The sequence below is a fragment of the Microbacterium sp. NPDC056569 genome (assembly GCF_042793475.1).
Taxonomy (GTDB): domain Bacteria; phylum Actinomycetota; class Actinomycetes; order Actinomycetales; family Microbacteriaceae; genus Microbacterium.
On the sequence record NZ_JBHTUV010000005.1, the window covers coordinates 60,053 to 77,127 of the forward strand.

Consider the following 17,075-nt stretch of genomic DNA (forward strand, 5'->3'; position numbering starts at 1 on the left):
CCCATGCGGATCCTTGCGGCCATGAGCGGCGGAGTGGACTCCGCCGTCGCGGCCGCCCGGGCCGTCGAGGCGGGCCACGACGTCGTCGGTGTCCACCTGGCGCTCTCGCGAGCGGGCGGGACGCTGCGCACCGGCAGCCGCGGCTGCTGCACCATCGAGGATGCGATGGACGCGCGCAGGGCCGCCGACCGCCTCGGCATCCCGTTCTACGTGTGGGACTTCTCCGAGCGCTTCCGCGACGACGTCATCGACGACTTCGTGGCGGAGTACCGCGCCGGGCGCACCCCGAACCCGTGCATGCGGTGCAACGAGAAGATCAAGTTCGCCGCCCTCCTCGAGCGCGCGCTCGAGCTCGGCTTCGACGCGGTGTGCACCGGGCACTACGCCACGCTGGTCGACGGTCCGCAGGGTCTCGAGCTGCATCGGGCGTCGGACGCCGCGAAGGACCAGTCGTACGTGCTCGGAGTCCTGAACGCCGAGCAGCTCGCGCACACGTACTTCCCCCTCGGAGCGACGCCGTCGAAGGCGCTCGTGCGCGCCGAGGCGGAGGAGCGCGGCCTGACCGTCGCGCACAAGCCCGACAGCCACGACATCTGCTTCATCCCCGACGGCGACACGCGCGGCTGGCTCGCCGAGAAGGTCGGCGCCGAGCGGGGCGACATCGTCGACCGCACCGGTGCCGTCGTCGGCGCGCACGAGGGAGCGCACGCGTTCACGGTGGGCCAGCGCCGCGGCCTGCAGCTGGGAGTTCCGGCGCCGGACGGCAAGCCCCGGTTCGTGCTCGAGGTGCGGCCCGTGTCCAACACCGTCGTCGTCGGTCCCAAGGACGCCCTCGCCACCGCCGAGATCGCGGGAGAACGGTACTCGTGGGCCGGGCGGCCGCAGCCCGCCGGCGAGTTCGCGTGCCACGTGCAGATCCGGGCGCACGCCGACCCGGTTCCGGCCACGGCGACGCTCGCCGACGGCGTGCTGACCGTCGTGCCCGCGACGCCGTTCGACGGCGTCGCGCCGGGGCAGACGGCGGTGCTCTACGACGGCACGCGGGTGATCGGGCAGTTCACGATCGACCGCACGACCTCGGCGGTCCCGATCGACGCGTAGCCGGCGGACGGATGCTGCGCCCCTCGCGCGTGCGGTCCTCCGGCGCCCTGGCGGTGTCGGACCCCGCTCCTAGACTGGTGCGGTGACGGATGACTTCGGTACGCCAGCCTCCGCGCCGCTCGAAGCGGCCGCCCTTCCCGCCGACGCAGGCCTCGAGGCCTCGAGAGCCGAATCGCAGGAGCTGACGGACCGCATCCTCGATGCCCGTGACGCGTACTACGGCCGCAACGCCGAGCTCGTCGACGACGCGACGTACGACGGGTGGATGCACCGGCTGGAAGAGCTCGAGCGCCTCCACCCCGAGCTGCAGGGCCAGGACTCGCCGACCCAGACCGTCGGCGCCGCCGAGAGCTCGATGTTCGCTCCGGTGGAGCACGCCGAGCGGATGCTGAGCCTCGACAACGTCTTCAGCCTCGACGAGCTGCGGGACTGGTGCGTCAAGACCGAGACGGCTGCCGGCCGCAAGGTCCGGTGGCTCACCGAGCTCAAGATCGACGGACTCGCGATCAGCCTCCGGTACGAGCGGGGCGTGCTGACGTCGGCTGCGACACGAGGCGACGGCCGCACGGGCGAAGACGTCACGGTCAACGCGATCCGCGTGACGGGCATCCCGCAGCGGCTCGCCGGCACCGGCCACCCCGACCTGGTCGAGGTCCGTGGCGAGGTGTTCATCCCGGTGGCCGCGTTCGAAGCGCTCAACGCGCTGCAGGCCGACATGCGCGACCGCGCCGTCGAAGAGACGCGCGCCCGCAGCCGCGCGTTCGACGAGGCGAAGGCGCGCCTGAGCGCGGAGAGGCGATTCCCGTCGTTCGCGAACCCGCGCAACGCGGCCTCCGGGGGGCTGCGTCAGCAGCTCGACAAGAAGGACGGCCTGGAGCGGGAGGCGGGTCAGGCACGGCTCGACTCGCTGCGCCTCTTCGTGCACGGGATCGGTGCGTGGAGCCGCCCCCCGGTGGACTCGCAGAGCGAGACGTACGGGTTGCTGGCCGAGTGGGGCCTCCCGACGAGCCCCTACTTCCGCACCGCCGACGACATCCCCGGCGTGCTGGACTTCGTGGCGCACTACGGCGATCACCGGCACGACGTCGAGCACGAGATCGACGGCGTGGTCGTCAAGGTCGACGAGCTCGCGCTGCACGACGAGCTCGGCGCCACCAGCCGCGCGCCGCGGTGGGCGATCGCGTACAAGTACCCGCCCGAGCAGGTGAACACGAAGCTGCTCGACATCGTCGTGTCGGTGGGGCGCACCGGGCGTGCGACCCCCTTCGCCGTCATGGCGCCCGCGCGCGTCGCCGGCTCGGTGGTGCGTCAGGCGACGCTGCACAACCAGGACGTCGTGCGTGCGAAGGGCGTGCTCATCGGCGACACCGTCGTGCTCCGCAAGGCCGGCGACGTGATCCCCGAGATCCTCGGCCCCGTCGTCGAGCTCCGCGACGGCACCGAGCGCGAGTTCGTCATGCCCGTGAACTGCCCGGAGTGCGGATTCCCGCTCGCGCCGGCGAAGGAGGGCGACATCGACCTGCGCTGCCCGAACACTCGGGCGTGCCCGGCGCAGGTGCGCGGTCGCGTCGAGCACATCGGCTCGCGCGGTGCGCTCGACATCGAGGCGCTCGGAGAGGTCACCGCGGCCGCCCTGACGCAACCGTCCGTCCCCGAGGTTCCGCCGCTCGAGACCGAGGCGACGCTCTTCGAGCTCACCGTCGAACAGCTCGTGCCGATCGAGGTCGTCGTGCGCGACGCCGAGACCGGCGAGCCCCGCATCGACGAGAAGTCCGGCGAGGTGGTGCGGCGCGCGCCGTTCCGCCGCAACCCGACGCCCGCCGAGAAGAAGGCGGGCATCACCGAGCCCCAGCCGTCGGCGCAGGCGCTCACGCTGATCGATCAGCTCGAGCGTGCGAAGACCAAGGAGCTGTGGCGGTTCCTGGTCGCCCTCAACATCCGTCACGTCGGGCCGGTCGCGGCGCGGGCGCTGGCGCAGTGGTTCGGCTCGGTCGCGGCGATCCGCGAGGCGTCCCGTGACGACCTCGCCGCGGTCGAGGGCGTCGGCGGGATCATCGCCGACTCGCTCCGGGAGTGGTTCGAGGTGGAATGGCACCGCGACATCGTCGCGCGGTGGGCCGCGGCGGGCGCTCAGCTCGCCACCCCCGGGCACCCCGGCCCCGGCGCAGCGGTGAGTGCCGGGGGAGTGCTCGATGGCCTCACGGTCGTCGCGACCGGCTCGCTCGAGGGCTACAGCCGTGAGGGCGCTCAGGAGGCCATCCTGAAGGCCGGCGGCAAAGCGGCGTCGAGCGTGTCGAAGAAGACCGACTTCGTCGCGGCGGGGCCCGGTGCCGGTTCGAAGCTCGCGAAGGCGGAGGAGCTCGGCATCCGCATCCTCGACGCCGCGCAGTTCCACGTCCTCGTCACCCAGGGGCCCGAAGCGCTCGACGCCCTCGTTCCGGACGCGGGCTGACTCGGTCCCCGGGAATCGGTGCGCCGGGCGACGACGGCTGGGATGATGACCGCATGACGCAGTGGCTCTATCGCATCGTCCCCTCGCGGCCCGAGATGGTCGTCGACGCGACGCCCGACGAGCAGCGCATCGTCGGGGCTCACTTCGACTACCTGGTCGAGCTCCGCGACCGCGGCACCCTGATCCTCGCTGGCCGCACCCAGGAGTCCGAGGGCACCTTCGGCATCACGATCTTCGACGCCGACGACGAAGCGGCGGCGCGCGACATCATGAACGCCGACCCGGCGGTGGCGGCCGGAGTGTTCGTCGCTTCGCTGCACCCGTACCGGGTCGCGGTCGCCCGCGACGGGCTCGAGGACTGAGTCGTTCAGGCGCCGGTGTTGAGAGCGAGCAGGCGGTCGCGCACCTGGCGGCGCAGCACCTTGCCGATGAGCGACTTCGGCAGCTCGTCGACCACGTAGATGCGCCGGGGCACCTTGTAGGGCGTGAGGATGCCGCGCGCGAACTCCCGCACCGCTTCGACATCGGGCTCCTGGCCCGGGGCAACGACGATCGCGGCGACGACCTCCTCGCCGGAGTGCTCGCTCGGAAGCCCGACGACCGCGGCGTCCTCGACCTGCGGATGCTGGCGGAGGGCGTTCTCGACCTCGGTCGGGGCGACGTTGAAGCCCCCCGTGATGATGAGCTCCTTGATGCGGTCGACGATGCGCACGAATCCGGCGTCGTCGATCGTGACGATGTCGCCCGTGCGGAACCAGCCCTCGGTGAACACCGCCTCGGTCTCCTCCGGCTTGCCGTAGTACCCGCTGAAGACCTGCGGCCCGCGCACGACCAGCTCGCCGCGCTCCCCGGCGGGCACATCCTGCGTGGGATCGTCGGGATCGACGACGCGGCACTCCGTGCCAGGGAGAGGCAGACCGACGGTGCCCGGGACCCGGTTGCCGGCGACCGGGTTCGCCATCAGCACCGGCGAGCACTCGCTGAGCCCGTACCCCTCGACGAGGAACCCGCCGGAGGCCGCCTCGAAGGGCACCACGAGCTCGTGGGGGAGCGCCATGGCACCCGAGATCGCGACCTCGGTGCCGGCGAGCGACACGCCCTTCTCGCGCGCCGCCTTGAGCAGGCGATCGGCGATCGGCGGGACGAGCGGGAGGAACGTGGCGGGGTGCTTCTTCGTCACGTCCAGCACCATGTCGGGATCGAACCGCGGGAAGAGCACCAGCCTTGCCCCCATCGACATGGCGAAGGTCAGGCACAGCGTGAGCCCGTAGGCGTGGAACATCGGCAGCACGGCGTAGACGACGCATCCGTCGCCGCGCACGATCGACGGCACCCACGCGCGCGCCTGCGCCGCGTTCGAGAGCAGGTTGCGGTGGGTGAGCGATGCGCCCTTCGGCGTGCCGGTCGTGCCGCTCGTGTACTGGATCAGCGCGAGGTCGTCGGTGCCCGGGCGCGGGTGGGATGCCGGCAGCGGCGTCGACCCCACGACCTGCTCCCACGTCACCGTCCCGGAGACGCGCTCGGAGAGCGCCTCGCGGGCCTCGCGCGCCTTCGCAATGGGGAGCTTGAGCGCGAGGCGGGTGCCGAACGGCATCGCCTTGATCACGTCGACGGAGATGACGTTCGTCACCGCGAGGTCGGCGGGGAAGTCCTGCACGGTCGCGACGACCTTGGTCCACACGATCGCGTGCTTCGCGCCGTGGTCTTCGAACTGCTTGCGGAGCTCCCGCGGCGTGTAGAGCGGGTTGTGCTCGATCACGACGGCGCCCAGTCGCAGGATCGCGTAGAACGCGACGATGTGCTGCGGGCAGTTCGGCAGCACGATCGCGACGGGGTCGCCCGCCTTCACACCGAGATCGCGCAGGCCGGCGGCTGCGCGTTCGATCTGCTCCTGCAGCGAACGGTACGACGTCTCGCGTCCGAAGAACTGCAGGGCCGCGGCATCCGGGTAATCGCGTGCCGACGCGTCGACGATGTCGACGAGGGAGCCGGTCACGGGGGCGAGGTCCTCCGGGACGCCTTCGGCGTAACTGGCGATCCAGGGGCGAGGCGGGTCGTAGGTCGTCACGGCCACAGCCTACGCCGGGGGCGCCTCGGACCGGTGGCGCGGCCCCGGCGGCCGAGGCCTGCGGGGCGGGCTCCACTCCCGAAGAGGCGAGGGGGAGGCGGGGGCGGCTCCCGCTCCTTGACTAAACTGTGCTGGTGTCTGAAATCACCCCCGATCTCGTGCGCCATCTCGGTGTGCTCGCCCGGATCCAGCTGAGCGACGGAGAGGTCGAGCGCCTCACGGGTCAGCTCGACGCGATCGTCGACAACATCGCCAAGGTCTCCGAGGTCGCCACGCCCGACGTCCCCGCCACCAGCCACCCGATCGCCCTCGAGAACGTCTTCCGCTCCGACGTTCCCGGTGATCTGCTGACACCCGCGCAGGTGCTGCAGAACGCACCGGACTCGGCGGACGGCCGGTTCCGCGTGACCGCGATCCTCGGCGAAGAGCAGTAAGGGACCCCGACGTGACCGATCTCACGAAGCTGAGCGCCGCCGCGCTCGCAGACAAGCTCTCCGCCGGCGAGGTGTCGAGCGTGGAGGCCACGCAGGCCCACCTCGACCGCATCGCCGCGGTGGATGCCGACGTGCACGCCTTCCTCCACGTCAGCGAGCACGCGCTCGACGTGGCCGCCGACATCGACCGCCGGCGCGCGGCCGGCGAAGACCTCGGTGCTCTCGCGGGCGTGCCCCTGGCGATCAAGGACGTGCTGGTCACGACGGACATGCCGTCGACCAGCGGCTCGAAGATCCTCGAGGGTTACATGTCACCGTACGACGCGACCGTCGTCGCGCGCTCGCGCGCCGCGGGTCTCGTCCCGCTCGGCAAGACGAACATGGACGAGTTCGCGATGGGCTCGTCGACCGAGCACTCGGCGTACGGCCCGACCCGCAACCCGTGGGATCTCTCGCGCATCCCCGGCGGCTCGGGGGGCGGCTCGGCCGCCGCCGTCGCCGCGTTCGAGGCCCCGCTGGCGCTCGGGTCCGACACCGGCGGGTCGATCCGCCAGCCCGCGCACGTCACCGGCACGGTGGGAATCAAGCCGACCTACGGCGGCGTGAGCCGCTACGGCGCGATCGCCCTCGCTTCGAGCCTCGACCAGGTGGGGCCCGTGACCCGCACGGTGCTCGACGCGGGACTCCTCCACGACGTGATCGGCGGGCACGACCCGCACGACTCCACGTCGCTGGCCCACGAGTGGCCGTCGTTCGCCGCCGCCGCCCGCGAGGGTGCGACCGGCGAGGTGCTCAAGGGACTCAAGGTCGGCGTGATCCGCGAGCTGCCCGACAGCGGCTTCCAGGCCGGCGTGTCGGAGTCGTTCCGGCTCGCCCTTGCCGCGATGGAGGCCCAGGGTGCCGAGATCGTCGAGATCAGCGCGCCGCACTTCGAGCACGGCGTCGCCGCGTACTACCTGATCCTTCCGGCCGAGGCATCCAGCAACCTGGCCAAGTTCGACTCGGTCCGCTTCGGCCTGCGCGTGGACGTGCCCGGCGGCACCGTCGAGGACGTCATGGCCAAGACCCGCGACGCCGGCTTCGGCGACGAGGTGAAGCGCCGCATCATCCTCGGCACGTACGCGCTGTCGGCGGGCTACTACGACGCCTACTACGGCTCGGCTCAGAAGGTGCGCACGCTCATCCAGCGCGACTTCGCCGACGCGTTCGCGCAGGTCGACGTGATCGCGACGCCGTCGGCACCCACCACCGCGTTCAAGCTCGGCGAGAAGATCGACGACCCACTGCAGATGTATCTCAACGACGTGACGACGATCCCCGCGAACCTCGCCGGCGTGCCGGGAATCTCGATCCCGTCGGGTCTGGCGTCCGAAGACGGCCTGCCGGTCGGCATCCAGTTCCTCGCACCCGCCCACGAGGACGCGCGCCTGTACCGCGTCGGCGCGGCACTGGAGACCTTGCTCGTCGACTCGTGGGGCGGCCCGCTCCTCGACAGGGCGCCGGCGCTCGGCGCGATCGGAGGTGCCCGCTGATGGCGAAGGACAAGCTGATGGACTTCGACCAGGCGCTCGAGCTGTACGAGCCGGTGCTCGGGTTCGAGGTGCACGTCGAGCTCAACACCGAGACCAAGATGTTCTCGGCGGCGGCGAACCCCGCGAACTCGGCCAACCACGGCGCCGAGGCGAACACCCTCGTCGCGCCGGTCGACATGGGCCTGCCGGGGGCGCTGCCCGTGGTCAACGAGACCGCCGTGCGCTATTCGATCAGCCTGGGTCTTGCCCTCGGCTGCTCGATCGCGCCGTCGAGCCGTTTCGCGCGGAAGAACTACTTCTACCCCGACCTCGGCAAGAACTACCAGATCTCGCAGTACGACGAGCCGATCGCCTTCGAGGGGTCGGTCGACATCGAGCTCGCCGACGGCGAGATCGTGACCGTGCCGATCGAGCGTGCGCACATGGAAGAGGATGCCGGCAAGCTCACGCACGTCGGCGGCTCGACCGGTCGGATCCAGGGCGCCGAGTACTCGCTGGTCGACTACAACCGTGCCGGCGTCCCGCTCGTCGAGATCGTCACGAAGCCGATCTTCGGCGCCGAGCACCGCGCGCCCGAGATCGCGAAGGCCTATGTCGCGACGATCCGCGACATCGTGATCGCGCTCGGCATCTCCGAGGCGCGCATGGAGCGCGGCAATCTGCGCTGCGACGCGAACGTGTCGCTGCGCCCGCGCGGGCAGGAGAAGCTCGGCACGCGCACCGAGACGAAGAACGTCAACTCGATGCGCTCCGTCGAGCGCGCCGTGAGGTACGAGATCCAGCGCCAGGCCGCGATCCTCGCGGCCGGCGGCACGATCACTCAAGAGACCCGGCACTGGCACGAGGACACCGGCACGACGTCGCCCGGTCGTCCCAAGTCCGACGCCGACGACTACCGCTACTTCCCCGAGCCCGATCTGCTGCCGGTGGCGCCGTCGCTGGAGCTCATCGAGCAGCTGCGCGCCGCGCTCCCCGAGCCGCCCGCGGCTCGCCGCCGGCGCCTCAAGGCGGAGTGGGGCTTCGCGGACATCGACTTCCAGGGCGTGGTGAACGCGGGACTGCTCGCCGAGGTCGAGGCGACGATCGCCGCGGGCACCTCGCCCGCCGCGGCGCGCAAGTGGTGGACCGGCGAACTCCTCCGCATCGCGAACGCCGAGGGCCGCGAACCCGCGGAGCTGGCGACCCCGGCCGACGTGGCCGCCCTCCAGTCGCTCGTCGACGCAGGGACCCTGACCGACAAGCTCGCCCGCCAGGTCCTCGAGGGCATGATCGCCGGCGAGGGCACGCCGCAGGAGATCGTCGACGCCCGCGGACTTGCGGTCGTCTCGGACGACGGAGCGCTGATCGCGGCGATCGATGAGGCTCTGGCCGCTCAGCCGGACGTCCTCGAGAAGATCCGCGACGGCAAGGTGCAGGCCGCGGGCGCCGTGATCGGTGCGGTCATGAAGGCGATGAAGGGCCAGGCGGACGCGGCGCGCGTGCGCGAGCTCGTGCTCGAGCGGGCCGGCTCGACGGGCGCGTAGCCGGACGACGCAGATGGGCCTTCAGGCTCGGCGAGAGGGCGGATCCCGGTGGGGGTCCGCCCTCTCGCCACGATGTCCGCGGCTGCTGGGAGGATCGACGCATGGGGCGTGGTGACGGAACTGGCCGGGTCGTCTCACCGGATGGTGCCGATGACGCCGGCACGGGCATCCTGCACGTCGACATGGACGCGTTCTACGCATCGGTCGAACAGCTCGACGATCCCTCGCTGCGCGGGAAGGCGATCATCATCGGCGCGCCCGAGAGCCGGTCCGTCGTCTCGAGCGCATCGTACGAGGCCCGCCGTTTCGGCGTGCGTTCGGCGATGCCCGTCGGCCAGGCGCTCCGGCTGTGCCCGCACGCGATCGTGGTCCTCCCGCACTTCGAGCGGTACCTCGAGATGTCGTCGCAGGTCATGCGCATCTTCCGGGACGTGACCCCGCTGGTCGAGCCGCTCTCGATCGACGAGGCATTCCTCGATGTGCGCGGTGCGCGACGGCTGTGGGGGAGTCCGGGAGAGATCGCACGGATGCTGCGCCGCCGCGTTCTCGACGAGACCGGCCTCACCTGCAGCGTGGGTGTCGCCGCGACCAAGCACGTCGCGAAGATGGCCTCGACGATCAGCAAGCCGGACGGACTGCTGATCGTCGCCGAGGCGGACACGGCGGCGTTCCTGGGCCCGAGGTCGGTGCGGGCGCTGTGGGGTGTCGGACCGAAGGCGTCCGAGGCGCTCGAGGCACGCGGCATCCGTACCATCGCCGATGTGCTCGATACGCCCCGCGAGCTGCTCGACCGCGCACTCGGCGTCGCGATGGGCGACCGCATCTGGCATCTCGCGCGCGGGATCGACGCGCGCGAGGTCGACACCGGGCGGGTCGAGAAGAGCGTGGGCCACGAGGAGACCTTCCACGAAGACATCGGCGACACGGCGATCCTGCGTTCCGAGCTGCGCCGCCTGGCGGACCGTGTCGGCGCGAGGCTGCGCAGCAGCGGCTGGGAGGCGTCGACCGTCGCGATCAAGGTGCGCTACGCGGACTTCACCACCATCTCCCGCTCGCAGACGCTTCCGGAGCCGACGGCCGTCGGGCAGCGGATCGGCGATGCGGCGCACGAGCTTTTCGCATCGGTCGATCGCACGCTGCCCGTGCGCCTGATCGGAGTCCGAGCGGAGAAGCTGCGCCCCGCCGGGGCGGCGATGCCTGCGCTGTGGGACGACGACGAAGGCTGGCGCCGGATCGAGGACGCGCTCGACGGGGCGACCGCGAAGTTCGGCCGCGGGGCGGTCACCCGCGCGACCCTCCTCGGCACCCGCGGCGGCGGCACGCTTCCCTCGAGCCCTCCGGCGCCGCGACTCGACCACGGGTGATCTCCGTGCGCCGGCTCCTCCGGGATCTCCGGTGTCAACGGCGCTGTGCGAGCGGCGCGGCGGCCGGTACGTTGGACGCATGCCCAACATCGCACTCGAACTCGGCAAGCAGTCCGCGTCCTTCGGCGTGAAGAGCGCATACGGCGAGCAGCAGGACGTCGGCGGCGTCCGCATCATCCCCGTCGCGCTGACGTGGTCCGGCTTCGGCGGAGGGTCGGACGAGGCCGGCAACGGCGGCGGCGGCGGAGGTGGCTGGGCGATCCCGGTCGGCGCGTACATCCGCCGTGGCGACGATCTGCGGTTCGAGCCGAACATCATCGCCCTGCTGACGGTCGCGGTCCCGTTCGTCTTCTTCGCCGGCCGCGCGCTCAGCCGTGTCATCCGCACCCTCAAGAAGTAGCCAGGACGCGGTCGGCAACTCGCTCGGGATCGCGGTCGAACAGATCGTCGCGGCGATCGCGCAGGTCGCAGCATCCAATCCGGTGGTCCTCATCGACGGACGCAGCGGAGCCGGCAAGACCTCGCTGGCACGCGCGCTCGTCGCCCGCTGGCCGCTGCGCGGGCGCGTGCAGCTCGTCGCGCTCGATTCGATCTATCCGGGCTGGGACGGGCTCGACGACGGCGTGGAACTCGCGAGGGAGCTGATCCTGACCCCGCACGCCAGGGGGCTCGTGGGCGTGTGGCAGCGGTGGGACTGGACCGTCGGCGAGCCGGCCGAGGCGCACGCCGTCGATCCGTCGCTGCCGCTCATCGTCGAGGGCGCGGGAGTGCTCACCCCGACGACGGCGCGTCTCGCGGACGTGCTCGTGTGGCTCGAGTCGCCGGCGGCGTCGCGCAAGCAGCGCGCGCTGGCGCGTGACGGCGAGACGTACCGCCCTCACTGGGACAGATGGGCGCGCCAGGAGCAGCGTCACGTCGCCCGCGATGACCCGATGGGCCTCGCGACGCTCGTGTTCCCCGTGCCGTGAGCGCGGATCAGTCCTCGCGGTCGAGCGCCGTCACGAGGCCGTCGAGCCGGTACCCGATCCAGTCGTAGACGCCGAAGCGCGGATCGTCGTGTTCGTGATCGTCCTCTTCGTCCACGCCCAGCCGCGTCGCGAGCACGAGCCGGACTGCCGCGAGAGTGCGCAGCCAGGCCTGGGCGGTCTCGGCATCGAGCCTGATGTCGACCTGCTCGAGCAGTGCGGGGTCGTCGGGGTCGTCGGGGATCTGAGCCGCATCCTGGAGGGACGCGAGCACCAGGGCCGCGTCGGAGGCTCGTCGATCGAGCAGGTCGGCCTGGGTGAGGGCGCGGAACTCGCGCGCGGCGGCCTCGTCGTCGGCGTACGCGGCCGGAACGAGACGGGCGATCGCCGGGTCGCCGGCATCGGGTGCGGACTCGCGGAGAAGCTCCGCGAACTGGCCGACGAGACCCGCGAGGTGGGCGGCTTCGAGGCGGGCGACCTCGAGTACGACGATCCGGGCGGTCATCAGGGCTCCTGTCTCACCGTGGCCCACAGACCGTAGTCGTGCATCGCCTGGGCATGCATCTCCATCTGCTCGCGAGGGCCCCGCGAGACGACCGCGTGGCCCTCGTTGTGCACCGCGAGCATGAGGCGCTCCGCGTCGGCGCGCGCGAGGCCGAAGTACTCGCGGAACACGTGCGTGACGTAGCTCATCAGGTTGACCGGATCGTCCCAGACGACGGTCTGCCAGGGCCTCGCCGGGTCGACGCGCTGCGAGAGGTCGACATCCTCGTCGACGGAGGGTGTGGCGAGGGGTGTCATCAGGCCCACCCCAGTTCGTGCAGGCGGTCGTCGTCGATCCCGTAGAAATGCGCGATCTCGTGCACGAGCGTCGTGTGGACCTCGTCGCGCAGTTCGTCCTCGTCGTCGCAGACGGCGAGGTGAGGCTCGCGGTAGACGATGATCCGGTCGGGCAGCTCGCCGACGCCGTACCGTTCGCGCTCGGTGAGCGCCCAGCCGTCGTAGAGGCCCAGCAGGTCGAGACTCCCGTCCTCGGGGCGGTCCTCGACGACGAACACGATGTTGTCGAGCCCCTCGACCATGTCGTCGGGGAGCGCGTCCAGCTCGTCGATCACGAGCGTCTCGAAGGTCGCAGCATCCATCTCCATCATGATGCCCCGGTTCTACGCGAATGGGGCGCGTGAGACGCGCCCCATTCGATCGATTTGGGGTGAGTAACGGGACTTGAACCCGCGACCCCCTGGACCACAACCAGGTGCTCTACCAACTGAGCTATACCCACCATGTCTCCCGCTCGCGCGGGCAACCAGACGATTCTCTCACACCTCCGGAGCAAACGACGACACGACGGCGGCAGCCGCTGCGCGCGCCCCGTCGCTCGTCGGCCCGGGCTCGGGGACGAAGACGGCCTGTCGGTAGTACGCGAGTTCGCGGATCGACTCGAGGATGTCGGCGAGGGCGCGGTGACCGCCATCCTTCGCCGGTGCGTGGATGTAGGCACGCGGATACCAGCGGCGCGAGAGCTCCTTGATGCTGGACACGTCGACGTTGCGATAGTGCAGCCAGCGGTCGACGCGTGGCATGTACTTCGCGAGGAACATGCGGTCCGTGCCGATGGTGTTCCCGGCGAGTGGAGCCTTGCCCTCGAGGGGCACGAATCGCTGGATGTACTCGAGGACCTGGAACTCTGCGTCCGCCAGGCTCACGCCGTGCGGGATCTCCTCCAGCAGACCGGACGTGCGGTGCATGTTCGTGACGAACTCGTTCATGTTCGCCAGCGCCGAGTCGTCGGGCTTGATCACGACGGCGAATCCCGGGTCGAGCGGTCGCAGCTCGAAATCGGTGATCACGACGGCGATCTCGACGAGCTCGTCCACGCCGAGGTCGAGACCCGTCATCTCGCAGTCGATCCACACCAGACGGTCGTTCTCGGATGCACCCACCATGTGCTCCATCCTTGTCACAAGTCCAGACATCCCACGGGCCTGGACTCGGGTGCCGGCTCCCACGCCGGACCCGTTCGCCCCCCCGGGAGGATTCGAACCCCCGACCTGGCGGGTAGAAACCGCTCGCTCTGTCCCCTGAGCTACGGAGGGAAGGGTTCTTCCACACTACCCGGTCGCACCACGCCGACGCGGACGCTGGCGCGGGGGAGGCTGTCGGCGTAGCGTCAGCACCGGAGGCATCGAAAGGAGTTCAGGATGAGCACCACGGAGACGCACCACCCTCTCTGGGTCGCCTACGGAGCATCCGGCGTGGCCGGAAGCATCCGCAAGGACGACGACGGCTACACGGTCACCATGGCCGGCGCAAGCGAAGCGACGGGCACCTACCCGACGATGGAGATCGCGAAGAGCGCGCTCCACTCGCACATGACGCCGGGCAGCGACTGGCCGCTGTTCCGCGAGCACTGACCCGCGCGGCGCCCCGATTCCCGGGTGCGCCGGCAGGCGGCGCGCGTCACGCCGATGTCTCGGCGGCGCCGCGCGCCGGCGGTCTGCGCGTGTCGAGCAGAGGCAGCGCGACGTGCACCAGCGGTCCGATCAGCACGGCGAAGAGCACCGTGCCGATCCCGACGGTGCCGCCGAGCAGCCAGCCCACGAGCAGCACCGAGACCTCGACCAGCACGCGGCACAGCCAGATGGGCCAGCCGAGGCGTGCGTTCATGCCCGTCATGAGCCCGTCGCGGGGGCCGGGGCCGAAGTGCGCGCCGATGTACAGCCCCGACGCCACCGCGACGAGGACGATGCCGCCCAGCAGCGTTGCGAGCTGGGCCGCGAATCCGGTCACGGGCGGGACGAACCCGAGGACGACCTGCATGCTCGTGCCGACGAGGAGGATGTTCGCGATCGTGCCTATGCCCGGCTTCTGCCGAAGCGGGATCCACAGCAGCAGCACGAGGAACCCCACGATGTTCGTGATCCAGCCGATGCCGATGCCCGTGTGCACCGAGAGGCCCTGCGCGAACACCGTCCAGGGGTCGACGCCCAGGCCGGCTTCGACGGTGAGGGCGCAACCCGCTCCGTACAGGAAGAGACCGACGAGCATCTGGACGATTCGACGCGGCATGGGTCCATCCAATCGCAGAATTGGATCGTAGTAACCAGTCCAATACGCGTAGGCTGGCCTCATGGATTCCCGTGTCTCGGCGCGCGCGCTGGCCGCGGCCCTCGGCGGCTGGCGCACCCGCGAGCCCGCGTACGAGGCGCTGGCCGACGGCATCCGCCTGCTCTGTCTGGACAACCGGCTCGCACCCCGCACCGCTCTGCCGGCCGAGCGAGAGCTGGCGACGGCACTTCACGTGAGCCGCAGCACCGTCGCCGCGGCGTACCGCAGCCTGCGCGAGACGGCCCACATCGCCAGTCTGCGTGGATCGGGGAGCGTCACGCTGCCGCTCGGGCGCCGGGAGCCGGGGCGTGCCGACGCCGCCGACGGGATGATCGACCTCCAGCAGGCCAGTCCGCCCGCGTGGCCGGGGCTGGCGGGGATCATGGCCGAGACCGCCGCCGGCGCATCGGCGCTCGTCTCGCGGGTCGGCTACGACGTTCTCGGACGCGGAGAACTACGAGAGGAGATCGCGCAGCGCTACACGGCGCGCGGCGTTCCGACTCACCCCGACGAGGTCCTCGTCACGACGGGCGCGCAGAGCGCGATCCACCTCGTGTCGACGGTCCTCATCGGACGCGGAGACCGTGTACTCGTCGAGACGCCGACGTACCCGCACGCAGCCGACGCGCTTCGCCGGGCCGGTGCGCGTCTCGTCGGCGTGCCCGTGACGACCGAGGACGGTTGGGACCTCGATCGCGCCGAGCAGGCCTTCGCCCGCACGCTTCCGGTGATGGCCTATCTGATGCCCGACTTCCAGAACCCCACGGGGCGGAGCATGAGCGCCGAGGAACGCCGGTCTCTGCTCGCAGCGGGGGAGCGGTCGGGGTCGGTGCTCGTCCTCGATGAGACGACAGCGGATCTCGACATCGACCGCGACCCGCTCGAGGCCGGCTTCCTGACCTCCGAGCCCGGGACCGTCGTGCGGATCGGCTCACTGGGCAAGACGGTGTGGGGTGGACTTCGACTGGGATGGGTGCGCGCCGACGGCGACCTGATCCGGCGTCTCGTCGCCGCGCGGCCCGCCCACGACCTCGGCACACCCGAGTTCGAGCAGGCCATCGCCACGCGCCTGCTCCCGCAGTTCGACGAGGTCGTCGCGCAGCGCTCGGAATTGCTGCGATCAGGTCGCGACGCGCTCGTGGGAGCGCTGCGCGAACGGCTGCCGTCGTGGGACGTTCCGGATGTGCACGGCGGTGTCTCGCTGTGGATCGAGCTCGGTGCGCCGCTCAGCTCGGCGCTCGTGATGGAGGCGCGAGCACGCGGCGTGCTGCTCAGCGCCGGACCTCGCTTCTCGGTCGAGGGAGGGCACGAGCGACACCTCCGCGTGCCGTTCACCGCACCGCCCGAAGAGATGGTGCGCGCCGCGGACGTGCTCGCCGATGCCTGGGCGTCGGTGCGAGCGGGAGCGCCATCGACGATGGTCGAGCAGGTCGGCGCGGTCATCTGAACGACACCCGCCCGCGCGTCGCGCGGGTTCAGCGGGCGAACGTCAGGCACTCGACCGCGTCGTCGGCGCTCCAGAAATCGCCCAGATCGCGGAACGCGTGCGAGGCGGCGCTGTAGCGACGGGCGCGGAAACGGATGCCGCCCGCCTGGGCGACCTCCTGCAGATGGCCGATCACGCGCCCGCCGGGCTCCAGAACGCGCCAGAGGGACGGAGCGGCGTGAACGAGGCGCAAGGGCGACTCCGCGGCGAGAAGCGGGGCGCGCGATGTGCGGGTTTCGATGACTGCTGACATGGTTCCTCCTTCAGCGTCGAACATAGCTACGGGTTCCGACATGCCTGCGTTCGGCGGGAGTCGGCGTTTCCTCCCCAGATGGAAGAGTGGCCCGGTTCTCCCCAGATGCCTCCCGCTCGCCCGCAGCCTGTTGCGGCCCGGACAGGCTGGATCCACTGCCGGCGTCCTCGGGCACGGGGCGCCGGCAGCACCGGGGAAGGTCCTCGGGAGAAGAGAGAGGACGAGAGATGAGCGACAGAGGCGACACGATCACCATCACCGGCAACGTGGCGACACCGCCCGAGCTGAAGCACACGCCCGCGGGCGTGGCGATCGTCACCTTCCGGGTGGCGAGCGGGCAGCGACGGTACGACCGCGATGCCGGTGCCTGGACCGACGCCGGCACGAACTGGTACACGGTCTCGGTGTTCCGCTCGCTGGCGGAGCACACGTATCGGTCGCTGCAGAAGGGTGATCGGGTGATCCTCACCGGCCGCCTGCGGCTGCGCGAGTGGGACAACGGCACGCGCCGCGGCACCGCGATCGAGATCGATGCCGAGGCGATCGGGCACGACCTGCTGTGGGGGACCACGACGTTCGTGAAGGACTCCCGCGGCGCGGCGAGCGACACGCCGGAGAACTGGCCGACGACGGCCACCGGCGACGCATGGGCCGCACCGGGCGTCGACGGAGTGCAGGCGGCAGGAGAGGCCGAGAACTCCGCGCAGCCGGTGCTCGTCGCCGTCGGGCCGGGCGCGGCGCCGTCCGCCGACGACGACCAGGCGCCCTTCTGACGCGTTCAGCGAGCGC

General features: G+C 71.1%; 19 protein-coding genes and 2 tRNA genes. 12 read left to right on the plus strand and 9 right to left on the minus strand.

Annotated elements, in window-relative coordinates:
• Window positions 1-3: 3 nt before the first annotated feature.
• The 3 genes from mnmA (at window position 4) to ACFQ7C_RS07670 (ending at window position 3,915) form a co-directional block, all read left to right on the plus strand.
• Window positions 4-1,101: a tRNA 2-thiouridine(34) synthase MnmA gene (gene mnmA / locus ACFQ7C_RS07660; RefSeq protein ID WP_378898917.1), complete on the plus strand. Its 1,098-nt coding sequence runs from the start codon at window positions 4-6 to the stop codon at window positions 1,099-1,101.
• Between the two features lie 265 nt (window positions 1,102-1,366).
• Window positions 1,367-3,553, plus strand: coding sequence for an NAD-dependent DNA ligase LigA (ligA, locus tag ACFQ7C_RS07665; protein ID WP_378899123.1), 2,187 nt, complete (start codon window positions 1,367-1,369; stop codon window positions 3,551-3,553).
• 53 nt (window positions 3,554-3,606) lie between these two features.
• Entirely contained in the window at window positions 3,607-3,915 is a 309-nt protein-coding gene (locus tag ACFQ7C_RS07670) for a YciI family protein (protein ID WP_378898918.1), read from the plus strand.
• Window positions 3,916-3,920: 5 nt separating this feature from the next.
• On the opposite strand, the gene ACFQ7C_RS07675 is transcribed toward ACFQ7C_RS07670, so the two are convergent.
• Window positions 3,921-5,621, minus strand: coding sequence for a long-chain-fatty-acid--CoA ligase (locus ACFQ7C_RS07675; protein ID WP_378898919.1), 1,701 nt, complete (start codon window positions 5,619-5,621; stop codon window positions 3,921-3,923).
• Window positions 5,622-5,755: 134 nt separating this feature from the next.
• Here ACFQ7C_RS07675 and gatC point away from each other — a divergent pair, with 134 nt between their 5' ends.
• From gatC to ACFQ7C_RS07705, 6 genes are all read left to right on the plus strand, one after another.
• On the plus strand, window positions 5,756-6,055 hold the full coding sequence (gatC, locus tag ACFQ7C_RS07680) for an Asp-tRNA(Asn)/Glu-tRNA(Gln) amidotransferase subunit GatC (protein ID WP_116196676.1): 300 nt from the start codon (window positions 5,756-5,758) through the stop codon (window positions 6,053-6,055).
• 11 nt (window positions 6,056-6,066) lie between these two features.
• Window positions 6,067-7,587 (plus strand): Asp-tRNA(Asn)/Glu-tRNA(Gln) amidotransferase subunit GatA, encoded by a 1,521-nt coding sequence (gatA, locus tag ACFQ7C_RS07685; protein WP_378898920.1) that lies wholly within the window; start codon window positions 6,067-6,069, stop codon window positions 7,585-7,587.
• A complete protein-coding gene (gene gatB, locus ACFQ7C_RS07690) occupies window positions 7,587-9,110 on the plus strand; it encodes an Asp-tRNA(Asn)/Glu-tRNA(Gln) amidotransferase subunit GatB (RefSeq protein ID WP_378898921.1) in 1,524 nt (507 codons plus the stop codon). Before gatA ends, gatB begins: the two co-directional genes overlap by 1 nt.
• Window positions 9,111-9,211: 101 nt before the next feature.
• Window positions 9,212-10,474 carry a DNA polymerase IV gene (gene dinB / locus ACFQ7C_RS07695; RefSeq protein ID WP_378898922.1) on the plus strand — a complete coding sequence of 421 codons (1,263 nt, stop codon included), beginning with the start codon at window positions 9,212-9,214 and terminating at the stop codon, window positions 10,472-10,474.
• Between the two features lie 79 nt (window positions 10,475-10,553).
• Window positions 10,554-10,874: a hypothetical protein gene (locus ACFQ7C_RS07700; protein WP_378898923.1), complete on the plus strand. Its 321-nt coding sequence runs from the start codon at window positions 10,554-10,556 to the stop codon at window positions 10,872-10,874.
• On the plus strand, window positions 10,849-11,442 hold the full coding sequence (locus ACFQ7C_RS07705) for a sigma 54-interacting transcriptional regulator (RefSeq protein WP_378898924.1): 594 nt from the start codon (window positions 10,849-10,851) through the stop codon (window positions 11,440-11,442). Before ACFQ7C_RS07700 ends, ACFQ7C_RS07705 begins: the two co-directional genes overlap by 26 nt.
• Window positions 11,443-11,449: 7 nt before the next feature.
• Here the strand turns inward: ACFQ7C_RS07705 and ACFQ7C_RS07710 are convergent, their stop codons facing one another.
• From ACFQ7C_RS07710 to ACFQ7C_RS07735, 6 genes are all read right to left on the minus strand, one after another.
• Window positions 11,450-11,944 (minus strand): DUF2017 family protein, encoded by a 495-nt coding sequence (locus ACFQ7C_RS07710; protein ID WP_378898925.1) that lies wholly within the window; start codon window positions 11,942-11,944, stop codon window positions 11,450-11,452.
• A complete protein-coding gene (gene clpS / locus ACFQ7C_RS07715) occupies window positions 11,944-12,240 on the minus strand; it encodes an ATP-dependent Clp protease adapter ClpS (RefSeq protein WP_378898926.1) in 297 nt (98 codons plus the stop codon). Before clpS ends, ACFQ7C_RS07710 begins: the two co-directional genes overlap by 1 nt.
• Entirely contained in the window at window positions 12,240-12,587 is a 348-nt protein-coding gene (locus ACFQ7C_RS07720) for a metallopeptidase family protein (RefSeq protein WP_378899125.1), read from the minus strand. Before ACFQ7C_RS07720 ends, clpS begins: the two co-directional genes overlap by 1 nt.
• Before the next feature lie 58 nt (window positions 12,588-12,645).
• Window positions 12,646-12,721 (minus strand) — tRNA-His (locus ACFQ7C_RS07725).
• Window positions 12,722-12,758: 37 nt separating this feature from the next.
• Complete coding sequence (orn, locus tag ACFQ7C_RS07730) at window positions 12,759-13,385, minus strand: oligoribonuclease (RefSeq protein WP_378898927.1); 627 nt, start codon at window positions 13,383-13,385, stop codon at window positions 12,759-12,761.
• 77 nt (window positions 13,386-13,462) lie between these two features.
• Window positions 13,463-13,535: transfer RNA gene (locus ACFQ7C_RS07735), tRNA-Arg, on the minus strand.
• A 105-nt stretch (window positions 13,536-13,640) separates the two neighbouring features.
• Between ACFQ7C_RS07735 and ACFQ7C_RS07740 the strand changes: the two genes are divergently transcribed.
• Window positions 13,641-13,853 (plus strand): methyltransferase, encoded by a 213-nt coding sequence (locus ACFQ7C_RS07740; RefSeq protein WP_378898928.1) that lies wholly within the window; start codon window positions 13,641-13,643, stop codon window positions 13,851-13,853.
• Between the two features lie 46 nt (window positions 13,854-13,899).
• Here the strand turns inward: ACFQ7C_RS07740 and ACFQ7C_RS07745 are convergent, their stop codons facing one another.
• Window positions 13,900-14,508 (minus strand): YitT family protein, encoded by a 609-nt coding sequence (locus ACFQ7C_RS07745; RefSeq protein ID WP_378898929.1) that lies wholly within the window; start codon window positions 14,506-14,508, stop codon window positions 13,900-13,902.
• A 61-nt stretch (window positions 14,509-14,569) separates the two neighbouring features.
• On the opposite strand from ACFQ7C_RS07745, the gene ACFQ7C_RS07750 reads away from it, so the two are divergent.
• On the plus strand, window positions 14,570-15,994 hold the full coding sequence (locus ACFQ7C_RS07750) for a PLP-dependent aminotransferase family protein (protein WP_378898930.1): 1,425 nt from the start codon (window positions 14,570-14,572) through the stop codon (window positions 15,992-15,994).
• 28 nt (window positions 15,995-16,022) lie between these two features.
• Here the strand turns inward: ACFQ7C_RS07750 and ACFQ7C_RS07755 are convergent, their stop codons facing one another.
• Window positions 16,023-16,286, minus strand: a complete 264-nt coding sequence (locus ACFQ7C_RS07755; RefSeq protein ID WP_378898931.1) for a hypothetical protein — start codon at window positions 16,284-16,286, stop codon at window positions 16,023-16,025.
• A 227-nt stretch (window positions 16,287-16,513) separates the two neighbouring features.
• Between ACFQ7C_RS07755 and ssb the strand changes: the two genes are divergently transcribed.
• Window positions 16,514-17,059 carry a single-stranded DNA-binding protein gene (ssb, locus tag ACFQ7C_RS07760; protein WP_378898932.1) on the plus strand — a complete coding sequence of 182 codons (546 nt, stop codon included), beginning with the start codon at window positions 16,514-16,516 and terminating at the stop codon, window positions 17,057-17,059.
• Window positions 17,060-17,075 lie beyond the last annotated feature (16 nt).